At 73.2% G+C, this 12374-nt stretch carries 11 protein-coding genes; 6 read left to right on the top strand and 5 right to left on the bottom strand.

All coding sequences use genetic code 11. The features are described from left to right. Positions 1 to 34: 34 nt before the first annotated feature. Positions 35 to 1462 carry a M1 family metallopeptidase gene (locus ACZ6B1_RS15515; RefSeq protein WP_468778525.1) on the bottom strand — a complete coding sequence of 476 codons (1428 nt, stop codon included), beginning with the start codon at positions 1460 to 1462 and terminating at the stop codon, positions 35 to 37. Positions 1463 to 1629: 167 nt separating this feature from the next. On the opposite strand from ACZ6B1_RS15515, the gene ACZ6B1_RS15510 reads away from it, so the two are divergent. Then, the gene (locus tag ACZ6B1_RS15510) at positions 1630 to 1980 is read left to right on the top strand and encodes a DUF488 domain-containing protein (protein WP_468778524.1); all 351 of its coding nucleotides are present in this window, start codon (positions 1630 to 1632) and stop codon (positions 1978 to 1980) included. Positions 1981 to 2012: 32 nt separating this feature from the next. On the opposite strand, the gene ACZ6B1_RS15505 is transcribed toward ACZ6B1_RS15510, so the two are convergent. Further along, the gene (locus ACZ6B1_RS15505; RefSeq protein ID WP_468778583.1) at positions 2013 to 3686 is read right to left on the bottom strand and encodes an FAD-binding dehydrogenase; all 1674 of its coding nucleotides are present in this window, start codon (positions 3684 to 3686) and stop codon (positions 2013 to 2015) included. Positions 3687 to 3721: 35 nt separating this feature from the next. Further along, positions 3722 to 4351, bottom strand: coding sequence for a TetR/AcrR family transcriptional regulator (locus ACZ6B1_RS15500; protein WP_468778523.1), 630 nt, complete (start codon positions 4349 to 4351; stop codon positions 3722 to 3724). A 141-nt stretch (positions 4352 to 4492) separates the two neighbouring features. On the opposite strand from ACZ6B1_RS15500, the gene ACZ6B1_RS15495 reads away from it, so the two are divergent. Next, complete coding sequence (locus ACZ6B1_RS15495; protein ID WP_468778522.1) at positions 4493 to 5122, top strand: alpha-ketoglutarate-dependent dioxygenase AlkB; 630 nt, start codon at positions 4493 to 4495, stop codon at positions 5120 to 5122. Between the two features lie 140 nt (positions 5123 to 5262). Further along, on the top strand, positions 5263 to 6498 hold the full coding sequence (locus ACZ6B1_RS15490) for a DUF4032 domain-containing protein (protein WP_468778521.1): 1236 nt from the start codon (positions 5263 to 5265) through the stop codon (positions 6496 to 6498). A 1-nt stretch (position 6499) separates the two neighbouring features. Here the strand turns inward: ACZ6B1_RS15490 and ACZ6B1_RS15485 are convergent, their stop codons facing one another. Then, positions 6500 to 7366 (bottom strand): universal stress protein, encoded by an 867-nt coding sequence (locus tag ACZ6B1_RS15485; RefSeq protein ID WP_468778520.1) that lies wholly within the window; start codon positions 7364 to 7366, stop codon positions 6500 to 6502. A gap of 243 nt (positions 7367 to 7609) precedes the next feature. Between ACZ6B1_RS15485 and ACZ6B1_RS15480 the strand changes: the two genes are divergently transcribed. The 3 genes from ACZ6B1_RS15480 to ACZ6B1_RS15470 are packed head-to-tail and all read left to right on the top strand — an operon-like array spanning position 7610 to position 11105. After that, a complete protein-coding gene (locus tag ACZ6B1_RS15480; protein ID WP_468778519.1) occupies positions 7610 to 9286 on the top strand; it encodes an NAD(P)/FAD-dependent oxidoreductase in 1677 nt (558 codons plus the stop codon). Next, complete coding sequence (locus tag ACZ6B1_RS15475) at positions 9283 to 10758, top strand: ATP-binding protein (protein WP_468778518.1); 1476 nt, start codon at positions 9283 to 9285, stop codon at positions 10756 to 10758. Before ACZ6B1_RS15480 ends, ACZ6B1_RS15475 begins: the two co-directional genes overlap by 4 nt. After that, on the top strand, positions 10755 to 11105 hold the full coding sequence (locus ACZ6B1_RS15470) for a UBP-type zinc finger domain-containing protein (protein WP_468778517.1): 351 nt from the start codon (positions 10755 to 10757) through the stop codon (positions 11103 to 11105). The genes ACZ6B1_RS15475 and ACZ6B1_RS15470 overlap by 4 nt, the downstream gene beginning before the upstream one ends. Positions 11106 to 11141: 36 nt before the next feature. Here ACZ6B1_RS15470 and ACZ6B1_RS15465 read toward each other — a convergent pair whose 3' ends face one another. After that, positions 11142 to 12362 carry an SGNH/GDSL hydrolase family protein gene (locus tag ACZ6B1_RS15465; RefSeq protein WP_468778516.1) on the bottom strand — a complete coding sequence of 407 codons (1221 nt, stop codon included), beginning with the start codon at positions 12360 to 12362 and terminating at the stop codon, positions 11142 to 11144. Positions 12363 to 12374: the final 12 nt, after the last annotated feature.

Genomic DNA, 12374 nt, shown 5'->3' with positions numbered 1-12374 from the left:
CCGGGGCGGACCTGCCCCGGCGGTGCGAACTCGGCTAGGAGCGGCTGGGCTTGCCCCGCTCGTACAGCCAGGTGTGGAACAGGCCGTCCAGCTTCTTGCCGGACACCCGCTCGGCGAGCCCGGTGAACTGGGCCGTCGTGCCGTGCCCGGTCCGGTGCGCGGCCGCCCAGGCACGCAGGATCCGGAAGAAGTCCCGGTCGCCGACGGCCCGGCGCAGCTCGTGCAGGGTCATCGCGCCACGGGCGTAGACGGGGGTGTCGAAGATGTTCTCCCCACTGCCCGGATCACCGGGCGGGAAGGCCCACAGACGGTCGCTCGCGGGACGTGCGTAGAGGGCGTCGAACGCCTTCTGCGCGCTGTCGCCGCCGTGCTGTTCCGCGTAGAGCCACTCGGCGTAGGTCGCGAAGCCCTCGTTGAGCCAGATGTCCTTCCAGGCGGTCAGCGAGACCGAGTCGCCGAACCACTGGTGGGCGTTCTCGTGGACCAGGGTGCTCACGTCGGGCGCCGAGTCGTAGAGGGGCCGACTCTGGGTCTCCAGGGCGTAGCCGACGTCGGGCGCGTGGTCGACGACCGAGCCGGCGGCCCGGAACGGGTACGGCCCGAACAGCTTGCTCTCCCACTTCAGCACGGAGGGCAGCTTCTTCAGCACGGGGGCCGCAGCGCGCGCCTCCCGCGGGTCGACGGCGTTGTACACCTGGACACCGTCGCGGGTCGTGTACCGCTCGACCTCGAACTTGCCGACGGTGGCGGTGGCCAGGTAGGCGGCCATGGGCTCGGCCTGGTGCCAGCGGAAGGTGGTGCGGCCGTGCGCGGTGCGCGTACCGCGCAGGACGCCGTTGGCGACGGCGGTACGTCCCTCGGGGACCGTGATCGTGAAGTCGTACGACGACTTGTCCTTGGGGTGGTTGTTCGCCGGGAACCAGGTCATCGCGCCCTGCGGCTCCCCGGCGACGAACGCCCCGTCGTCGGTGGGGATCCAGCCGTCCGCCGAGCCGTCCGGGTCGGTGACCGGGCCGGGGGTGCCGTGGTAGGAGACGGCGACCCGGAACCGCTGGCCCGCGCGCAGGGTGTGCGGCGGGGTGACGACGAGTTCCTGGCCGTCGTGGCGGTAGGCCGCGCGGCGGCCGCCGACGGTGACGCCGGTGACCTTCAGGCCCGAGAGGTCCAGGTCGAAGCGGGTGAGCCGCTGGGTGGCGCGGGCGGTGAGGACGGCCGTGCCGTCCAGGTGCCGGGAGCCGGTGTCGTAACGAAGCGTCAGGTCGTAGTGGCCGACGTGGTAGCCGCCGTTGCCGCTGAGCGGGAAGTAGGGGTCGCCCGCGCCGGCGGCGCCGGTCGTGCCGGCCGCCGCGGGGCCGGCCGCCCCGAGCAGTGCCGCCACGGCGACGGGGACGGTGGCGAGGACCGCCTCGCGGCGGAGAACTGCGGTACGTCGGCTGGGGACCTGTCTGCGCGGTGGCGTCACGGGCACTCCTCCTGGGGGGGGCGAAAGATCGTTTCGCCAGAAGAGTAGGCGCGGACCCGATCCGGTTTCGCCCTCTTTCCGGTCAAGTCACGCCGCGTCGCCGCCAGGTGGGCCGCCTGCGCGGCAGTACGCTCCCAGTACCGTCCGCGACCCGAGAGGGGCCCACCGTGAGCGTGCGCGTGCGCCGTGTCTACGAACCGCCGGAGGCGGACGACGGACTGCGCGTCCTGGTGGACCGATTGTGGCCGCGCGGGGTGTCCAAGGACGAGGCCCGGGTGGACGAGTGGCCGAAGGGACTCACCCCGTCGAACGAGCTGCGCAAGTGGTTCCACGGCCCGGAGGGCTCGTTCGAGGAGTTCCGCGGCCGCTACGAGGCCGAACTCGCCGCTCCCGAGGCCGCCGAACTCCTCGACGGGCTGCGGAAGTCGGTACGCGAGGGCCGGGTGACACTGCTCACGGCGTCCAAGACACCGGAGCAGAGCCACGCCTCCGTGCTGGTGGAGCTGGTGCGGGGCTGAGAGCGGCCCCGCGGTTCCGGCCCGGCTCGTCCTCAGCCCGTCTGCTTCGCCGCCGCCCGTCCCGCCGCGCGGCCCGAGAAGAGGCAGCCGCCGAGGAAGGTGCCCTCCAGGGCGTTGTAGCCGTGGACGCCGCCGCCGCCGAAGCCCGCCACCTCGCCCGCCGCGTACAGCCCCTCGATGGGGGTGCCGTCGGTGCCGAGGGCCCGGGAGTCGAGGTCGGTCTGGATGCCGCCGAGCGTCTTGCGGGTGAGCACGCGCAGCCGGACGCCGATCAGCGGGCCCGCCTCCGGGTCGAGGATGCGGTGCGGTGAGGCGACCCGGCCGAGCCGGTCACCGATGTAGCGGCGCGCGTTGCGGATGCCCTGGACCTGGGAGTCCTTGCTGTAGGGGTTGGCCATCTGCAGGTCGCGGGCCTCGATCTGCCGGCGTACCTCGGCCGCGTCCAGCAGCGGCTCGGCGGTGAGGGCGTTCATCTTCTCCACCAGTCGCTCCAGGGTGCCCGCGGTGACGAAGTCGGCGCCCTTGTCCAGGAAGGCCCGCACCGGGGCCGGGGCGCCCTTGCCCAGCAGCCGGTCGCGCAGCACGGCCTTGCGGTCCTTGGCGGTGATGTCCGGGTTCTGCTCGGAGCCGGAGAGCGCGAACTCCTTCTCGATGATCTTCCGGGTGAGGATGAACCAGGAGTGGTCGTGGCCGGCGATGTCCTCGGTGGTGCGCAGGTACTCGAGCGTACCGAGGGTGTCGTAGCCGGGCAGGCACGGGTCGGGCAGCCGGCGCCCGAGGGCGTCGAGCCAGATGGAGGACGGGCCCGGCAGGATGCGGATGCCGTGGCCGGGCCAGATCGGGTCCCAGTTCTGCAGGCCCTCGGTGTAGTGCCACATGCGGTCCCGGTTGACCAGGCGCACACCGGCTTCGGCACTGATGTCGAGCATCCGGCCGTCGACGTAGGCGGGGACGCCGGTGACCATCTCGGCGGGGGGTGTGCCGAGCCGTTCCGGCCAGTAGCGGCGGACGATGTCGTGGTCGGCGCCGATGCCGCCGCTGGTGACGATCACGGCCCGGGCGGTGAGTTCGAAGTCGCCGGCGCGCTCGCGGCCGGAGGGGGCACCGCGCGGTGAGTCGTCCGCGGCGAGGACGGTGCCCCGCACTCCGCGCGCCGTGCCGTCCTCGATGACCAGTTCGTCGACCCGGTGGCGGTGGTGGAAGGTGAGCAGTCCGTCCCGGGCCGCCTGCCGGGCGTACTCGACGAAGGGGCCGACCACGCCGGTGCCGGTGCCCCAGGCGATGTGGAAGCGGGGCACGGAGTTGCCGTGGCCGCCGGCCCTGAGGTCGCCGCGCTCGGCCCAGCCGACGGTGGGCAGCAGTTCGATGCCGTGCCCGCGCAGCCAGGAGCGCTTCTCACCGGCCGCCCACTCGACGTAGGCGCGGGCCCAGCGCACCGCCCAGGAGTCCTCGTCGGCGAGCCGGTCGAACCGCGCGCTGCCCTGCCAGTCGTTCCAGGCGAGGTCGAGGGAGTCCTTGATGCCGAGTCGGCGCTGCTCGGGCGAGTCGACGAGGAAGAGCCCGCCGAAGGACCAGAACGCCTGGCCGCCGAGGTTGGCGGCGTTCTCCTGGTCGACCAGGGCGACCCTGCGGCCCTGGCGGTTGAGTTCGTGCGCCGCGACCAGGCCGGCGAGGCCCGCTCCGACGACGATGACGTCCGCGTCCATGGCGGCCATGGGCTCCGTGTCCTTCCGTCCGCGACTCATTCGGGGGTGCCGCTGCCGTCGGTCAGCAGGGCGGTGAGCAGTTGCTTCAGCCAGCCGCGGGCGGCGTCGACGTCCTTGTCCAGCAGGAGCTGGGTGGTGACGCCGTCGTAGGCCGCGACCACCGCGCGGGCGGCGCCGTCGGCGTCGCCGAGCACGGCGGGCAGTTCGGTGTGGCCCCGGGCCCGGCCGAGGCGGTCGGCGACGGCCTCGCGCAGCCGGGCGCGGTGGTCGAGGAGGGCCTGGGCGACGGCCGGATCGCGGGCCGCGTGCACCAGGAAGTCGGTCTTGACGAGCAGCCAGTCCACGTCGAGCAGCAGGACCTCGGTCACCCGGTCCACGGAGGCCGGGACGTCCAGGTCGGGCCCGTCCTGCGCGAGCGCGTCGGCCACCTGGCCGGCGATGAGGTCGGCCCGCTCCCGGTACAGGGCGAAGAACAACTCGTCCAGGGTGGCGAAGTTGGAGTAGAAGGCGCCCCGGCTGTAGCCGGCGGCCTCGCAGACCTCCTCGATGGAGACCCGGCCGAACCCCTTGGCGGCGAAGACCGCGAAGGCGGCGTCGAGCAGGTTCGCCCGGGTCCTGGCCCGCCGCCTGGTGACGCGCGGGGCCGTGTCGTCCTTGGCCGTCATGGCGGGACCTCCCTCTCGATACGGGAATGTATCCGATACACCGATGTATCGAAAGGGTCCCGCCGGTCCGGGCCGGCTCGCCCGCCGGCGCACGAACCCTTCACTGGGAACATATTTTCGATTACGGAGTACGCTGGGCCCATGGCCACGCACCTCCAGGGCTCCCTGTTCGACCAGACCGACGAGCTACGGCTCGGCCCGCTCGACGGGCTGCGCCGGACCGAGCTGGGCTCCGGCGCCTGGATCGACGTACTCCCGGGCTGGCTGAGCGGCGCGGACACCCTCTTCGAAGAGCTGGCGGCCGAGGTCCCCTGGCGGGCGGAGCGCCGCAAGATGTACGACAACGTGGTGGCCGTCCCGCGGCTGCTCGCCTTCTACGCCGCGCACGACCCGCTGCCGCACCCCGTGCTCACCGAGGCAAGGGACGCCCTGTCCACCCGCTACGCCGAGGAGCTGGGCGAGCCGTTCACCACCGCCGGCCTGTGCTTCTACCGCGACGGCCGGGACAGCGTCGCCTGGCACGGCGACCGGATCGGGCGCGGCGCCCGCCAGGACACGATGGTCGCGATCCTGTCCGTCGGCGCTCCCCGTGATCTGCTGCTGCGTCCCGTGGGAGGCGGCGGCTCGGCCGTCCGGCGGCCGCTCGGGCACGGCGACCTCATCGTGATGGGCGGCTCCTGCCAGCGGACCTGGGAGCACTGCGTGCCCAAGACCGCCCACGCGGCGGGTCCGCGGATCAGCGTCCAGTTCCGCCCGCACGGGGTGCGGTGACGCGTCCGGCGGTCCGCTCGCTAACGCGGGCGCGGCATCCGGTTGGCCGTTCCCCGACGACCGGCCGCCGGGACCTCGGGGAGGTCATGCGGGCAGACGTACGCCAAGTAGCGGACGGCACCTGCCTTAGGGTTCGTCCCATGGCATTGCAGATCAGCGCCACGAACCCGGAGCATCCCGCGGTCCTGCTCGAACTGCCCTGGGACGTACCCCTGGAGAAGTGGCCCGAGGAGTTCCTCGTGCCCCTCCCCCGGGGCATCTCCCGGCACGTCGTGCGCTACGCCCGCGCCGGCGACGAGGTGATCGCCGTCAAGGAGCTGGCCGAACGGCCCGCACTGCGCGAGTACGAGCTGCTGCGCGACCTCGACCGGCTGGGCATCCCGGCCGTCGACCCGCTCGCCGTGGTCACCGGCCGCACCGACGGCGCCGGCGCTCCGCTGGAACCGGTGCTGATCACCCGGCATCTGGGCGGCTCGATGCCGTACCGCTCGATGTTCGAGACCACCATGCGCCCGGCGACCATGCACCGGCTGATGGACGCCCTCGCCGTGCTGCTGGTACGGCTGCACCTGAGCGGGTTCGCCTGGGGCGACTGCTCGCTGTCCAACACCCTCTTCCGGCGGGACGCGGGCGCCTACGCCGCGTACCTGGTGGACGCCGAGACCGGCGACCTGCACCCCCGGCTCAGCCCCGGGCAGCGGGACTACGACCTCGACCTGGCCCGGGTGAACATCAGCGGCGAGCTGCTGGACCTGGAGGCGTCCGGGGCGCTGCACCCCTCCGTCGACCCCGTCGAGTTCGGGCACGAGATCTGCACCCGCTACGCCGGCCTGTGGCAGGAACTGACCCGCACCTCGGTGTACCCGGCCGGCAAGTACCACTACATAGAACGCCGGATACGCCGGCTCAACGAGCTCGGCTTCGACGTGGCCGAGATGCAGATCGAGCACTCCTCGAACGGCGACACGGTCACCTTCGTGCCCAAGGTCGTCGACGCCGGCCACCACCAGCGGCAGCTGCTGCGGCTCACCGGCCTCGACGCCGAGGAGAACCAGGCGCGGCGGCTGCTCAACGACCTGGAGAGCTGGATGGCCACCCAGGACGACCACGCGCCCGGTGACCCCCTCGCCGCCCGCCCCGAGGTGCTCGCCCACCGCTGGGTGCGGGACGTGTTCCGGCCCACCGTGCGCGCAGTGCCGTTGGAGCTGCGCGGGTCCATGGACCCGGCCGAGATCTACCACGAGCTGCTGGAGCACCGCTGGTACCTGTCGGAACGGGCTCAGCACGACATCGGCCTGGACACCGCCGTCGCCGACTACATCGACAACGTCCTGCCCAGGGCGCGCACCACCCTGGAGCCGACGACACCCGGGTAGGTCACCCGTGCGGGACCACGGCCACCGGACACTCGGCGTGGTGCAGCACGCCGTGCGCCACCGAGCCGATCCGGGCGCCCACGGCCGTACGGCGGGCCCGCCTGCCGACGACCATCAGCTGGGCCCGGCCGGCCAGCGACAGCAACACCTGCGCGGCGCTGCCCATCTCGACGTGCTCGGCGACCGGCACCTGCGGGAAGCGCTCCCGCCACGGGCGCAGCGCGTCGGCCAGGGCCTGCTTCTCGTACGGCTCCAGGCCACCCGCCTCGTCCAGGAGTTTAAGCGAGCCCGGGCTGTAGGCGAAGACCGGGGGCAGCGTCCAGGCGCGCACCGCGCGGACGGTGGCACCGCGCGCGGCCGCCGTCTCGAACGCGAACCGCAGCGTCTGCGCGCTGTCCTCCGCATCGCCGTGCTGGCCGACCAGGACGTCCCGCCCGGCGGCCTCCGCCGCCGGGCGGTCGCCGGCGCGGACCAGGACCACGGGCCGGGTCGCCTCGGCGATCACCTGCTGGCCGACCGAACCCAGCAGGAAGCCCATCACCCGGCCGTGCCCACGGGAACCCAGCACCAGCAGCTCGGCCTGCTCGGCCGCACCGGCCAGCGCGTCCGGGACATCGCCCTCGAGCACGTCCACGCTCACCTCCAGCTGAGGATCCCTGCCGGCGACGGTGCGCACGGCCTCCCGCACCCCATCGGACACCCAGCCGTGCTGGGTGTCCCGGTCGGCCGTGGGGAGCGTCTCGGCGTAGCGCCAGGCGTGCACCACGCGCAGCGGCAGCCCCCGGCGCACGGCCTCCCTGGCCGCCCAGTCCAGCGCGGCCAGGCTCTCCTCCGTACCGTCCACCCCTGCCGTGATCGGGCGTGTCACGCCTCGGGCCTCCTCGTCGTCCGCGTCCGCGGGGCCAGTCTCCCCCACGTACCGATCAGTCCGTGCTGATCATGCCCATCCCCTACCCGCGAAGGAGGAGATCAAGGAGTGGCCGGCGAACCCGGGCCGTCCCTGCCGTATACCGGAGCGAACCCGGGCGATCGAACATACGATGGGCGGGAATCGGTGCGGTGACCCCAGCGGCGCCGTCCCGTGAATCCGACCGCTCGGGGTGGGAGAGGCATGGCACAGGCCGCCGACGCAGCGCGGACCGTCATCCTGACCGTGGACGACGACCCGGGGGTCTCCCGAGCCGTGGCCCGCGACCTCAGGCGGCGCTACGGCGAGTCGTACCGGATCGTGCGCGCGGAGTCCGGCGAGTCGGCGCTGGAGGCGCTGCGCGAGCTGAAGCTGCGCGGGGACCTGGTGGCGGTGATCCTGGCCGACTACCGGATGCCGCAGATGAACGGCATCGACTTCCTGGAGCAGGCCCTGGACGTGTATCCGGGGGCCCGGCGGGTGCTGCTGACCGCGTACGCGGACACCAATGCGGCGATCGACGCGATCAACGTCGTCGATCTGGACCACTATCTGCTCAAACCGTGGGACCCGCCGGAGGAGAAGCTCTACCCGGTGCTGGACGACCTGCTCCAGGCCTGGCGGACCAGCGCCCACAAGCCGGTGCCCAGCACCAAGGTCGTGGGGCACCGCTGGTCGGCCCGGTCCTCGGACGTGCGGGAGTTCCTGGCCCGCAACCAGGTGCCGTACCGCTGGTACTCGGTGGAGGAGCCCGAGGGGCGGCGGCTGCTGACCGCGGCCGGGCAGGACGGGCGGCGGCTGCCGCTGGTGATCACCCCCGACGGGACGGCCCTGGTCGAGCCCGAGGCGCCCGAACTGGCCGCGCGGGTGGGCCTCGCGACGACACCGACGGCCGACTTCTACGACCTGGTGGTGATCGGCGGTGGCCCGGCCGGGCTGGGCGCGGCCGTGTACGGGGCCTCGGAGGGCCTGCGGACCGTGCTCGTGGAACGGTCCGCGACCGGCGGGCAGGCAGGGCAGAGCTCCCGGATCGAGAACTACCTGGGCTTCCCCGACGGGGTCTCCGGCGCGCAGCTGACCGACCGGGCGCGGCGGCAGGCGGCCAAGTTCGGCGCCGAGATCCTGACCACGCGTGAGGTGACGGGGCTGGAGATCAACGGGGCAGCCCGCGTGGTGCGGTTCGCGGACGGCTCGGCGATCGCGGCGCACAGCGTCATCCTGGCGACGGGCGTGCAGTACCGGCAGCTGCAGGCCGAGGGCTGCACCGACCTGACCGGCTGCGGGGTGTTCTACGGCTCCGCGCTGACCGAGGCGTCCTCGTGCCAGGGGCACGACGTGTACATCGTCGGCGGCGCCAACTCGGCGGGTCAGGCGGCGATGTACCTGTCCCGGTTCGCCAAGTCGGTGACGCTGCTGGTGCGCGGGCCCGATCTGTCGGCGTCGATGTCGCACTACCTGATCCAGCAGATCGGCGAGGCGCCGAACATCTCGGTGCGCGGCCACACGGTCGTGGACGCCGCGCACGGCTCCGGCCGGCTGGATCAGCTGACACTACGTCACATGTCGAGTGGGGAGACCGAACGCGTCGACGCCCAGTGGATGTTCGTGTTCATCGGCGCCGCCCCGCTGACCGACTGGCTGGGCGGGACGGTGCTGCGCGACGAGCGCGGGTTCATCCTGGCCGGGCCCGACCTCACCGCCGACGGGCGGCCACCGGCCGGCTGGGAGCTGGACCGTCCGCCGTACCACCTGGAGACCAGTGTCCCCGGCGTGTTCGTGGCGGGCGACGCCCGCGCCGAGTCCGCCAAGCGGGTCGCGTCCGCCGTCGGAGAGGGAGCCATGGCCGTCATGCTCGTCCACCGCTATCTGGAGCAGTCGTGAGCGGGCAGCCGGTGCCGTGCAGCCCGCAGGAGATCGGCTCCCTGTTCCTGTTCGAGAAACTGGCGCCCGAACAGCTCGGCCGGCTGTGCAGCGAGGGCCGGGTGGAGATGTTCGAGCCCGGCCCCGTGTACACCGAGGGCGAACCCGCCACCTGCTTCTACGTGATGATCGAGGGCACGGTCGTGCTCTCGCGGCGGGTGGGCGGCGACGACGTGGAGGTGTCCCGTACCTCGCAGCGCGGGGTGTACGCGGGCGCCATGCAGGCGTACCTGGGTGACCGGGTGCGGCAGGTGTACAACAACTCGATGCGGGTGACGGAACCGACGCGGTTCTTCGTCCTGCCGGCGGACACCTTCGCCGAGGTCATGAGCGAGTGGTTCCCGATGGCCACGCATCTGCTGGAGGGGCTGTTCTTCGGGTCGAAGAGCGCCCAGGCGGCCATCGGGCAGCGGGAACGGCTGCTGGCGCTCGGCTCGCTGTCCGCGGGGCTCACGCACGAGCTGAACAATCCCGCCGCGGCCGCCGTCCGGGCCACCTCGACGCTGCGGGAGCGGGTCGCGAAGATGCGGCACAAGCTCGCGGTGATCGCCGAAGGCCCCTTCTCCCGGGACGCGTTGGCGAGCCTGATCGAGATCCAGGAGCGCACCGCCGAGCGCGTCGCCAAGGCGCCGGCACTCAGCCCACTGGAGGCCTCGGACCGCGAGGACGCCCTCACCGACTGGCTGGAGGACCACGGCCTCGACCACGGCTGGCAGCTCGCGCCCACCTTCGTCCAGGCCGGGCTCGACGTGGACTGGCTGGAGCAGGTCGCGGCGGCCGTGGACGCGGAGATCCTGCCCGGGGCGGTCGGCTGGCTCAACTACACGGTCGAGACAGAGCTGTTGATGGACGAGATCGAGGACTCCACCACCCGGATCTCGCACCTCGTGGACGCCGCCAAGCAGTACTCGCAGCTGGACCGCGCGCCCTACCGGGTCGTCGGCGTGCACGAACTCCTCGACAGCACCCTTTTGATGCTGTCCGGCAAGATCGGTCCGCGCATCCAGGTCGTCAAGGAGTACGAACCCGCGCTGCCGGAGATCCCCGGCTACCCGGCGGAGCTGAACCAGGTGTGGACCAACCTCATCGACAACGCGGTGTCCGCCATGAACGGCGCCGGCGGGCAGGGCACGCTGACCGTGCGGACCGCGCTGGAGGGCGGGCAGGTGCTGGTGGAGTTCCGGGACACCGGGCCCGGGGTGCCGCCGGAGATCAAGGGCCGGATCTTCGACCCGTTCTTCACCACCAAGCCGGTCGGCCAGGGCACCGGGCTGGGCCTGGACATCTCCTGGCGGATCGTGGTGAACAAGCACCACGGCACCCTGCGCGTCGAGTCGGAGCCCGGCGACACCCGATTCCAGGTGCTGCTGCCGCTGACCGCCGAAACGCCGGAGGAGCAGTCCGCCCTGACGAACCCCGAGGAGGCAGCATGAGCGGCGAGAGCGCCATCGACCCGAGCGTCCCGCCGAGCGGCGCGGGTTGTGTGGAGTGCGACGCGGCCGGCGGGTGGTGGTTCCATCTGCGCCGGTGCGCGGCCTGCGGTCACATCGGCTGCTGCGACGACTCCCCCGCCAAGCACGCCACCGCCCACTACGAGGCGACCGGGCACCCGGTGATCCGCAGCTTCGAGCCGGGCGAGGGCTGGTTCTGGAACTTCGACACGGGCGAGCTGTACACCGACGGGCCCGAACTCGCGCCGCCGGCCGGGCACCCGGCCGACCAGCCGGTGCCGGGCCCGGCGGGGCGGGTGCCGGACGACTGGGCCGACACGCTGCGCTGAGCCCCGTACGGCGGACGTGAGGCGGCCGAGCCGGGGTCAGCGCGCGCAGTCGAGGGTGTGCGGGTCGACGGCGCCGGCCAGGGCCCCCATGCCCGCGTCGTCGAGATGCAGATGGTCGCCGTTGTCGAAGGCGGACAGCAGGCGCTGGGGCTCCTGGGGGCTGCGCAGGACGCGGTCGAAGTCGGCGACCGCGTCGAACCCCCCGCCGGAGCGGATGAACCAATTGACCTCCTGCCGTACGGCCTCGGCGGCCGGGTCCCACTCGGGCCAGCCCGCGAACGGGCCGATGGTCGCGCCGACCACGCACAGCCCGGCCTCGTGGGCCCGCCGGACGATCGTCCGGTAGCCGGCGATCAGGTCGGCCGCGGTGACCCCGGTGTGGGCCTTGAGGTCGTTCACTCCCTCGAACAGCAGGACGGTGCGCGCCCCGGGCTGGGTGAGGACGTCCCGCTCGAGGCGGTGCAGGGCGCCGGTCCCGGCGTCGTCGGTGAGCACCTTGTTGCCGGACATGCCCTCGTTGGCCACGCCCTTGACGGCCGTCGGGGCCGAGCGCAGGCGCCGGGCGAGGTAGTCGGGCCAGCGCCGGTCGAGCCCCGGGGTGGACTGCCAGCCGTCGGTGAGGGAGTCGCCGAGCACCACGACGGCTCCGGTGGCGGGGTCCGCGGGGCGTACGGAGACGGCGTCCAGGTACCACCAGGAGCCGGTGGGCCGCGCCCAGTTGGCCCCGCTCGTCTCGGCGGTGTGGTCGCCCTGGCTGATGTAGGACGTCTGCATCGCCATCGCGTGCCCGGTGGCCGGGCCGGCCGCGTCGGGGGTGTGCAGGCTGACGGCGAGGTCGGTCCCGGCCGGGACCGTCCCTGGCAGCGGGTCGCTCCATGCGACCGTCCCGGTGGGCACGGTGACCGTGCGGGAACCGCGGAAGGTGAGCGGCCGGTCGCTGCCCGGCACGAGCGACGCGCCGGTGCGGCGCACTCCGGCGCGGACGCTGTCCAGGGTCAGGGGGCGGTCACCGAAGGCGTTGGACAGGCGGACGCGCAGTGCGCTGCCGGCCACGCTGGTGTGCACGATGAGCCGGTAGCCGCGGCCGGCGGCGCCCTCACCGAGGCGGTCGGCGCTCGCCGCCCAGGTGACGACCTGGCCGGCCCGGCCGACGGGTGCGGGCGGCCCGGTCGCGGCGCGCACGGGCGCCCACTGGCAGGCCAGGGTGAGCAGCAGTGCGGCGGCCAGGCGGCGGACGCGGGCCGGCCGGCCGGTCACCGGGCGGGCTCG

The sequence above is a fragment of the Streptomyces sp. NPDC041129 genome, from assembly GCF_055592265.1.
Note: the sequence above shows the minus strand (reverse complement) of the source record. Positions and strands in the feature narration are given on the sequence as shown.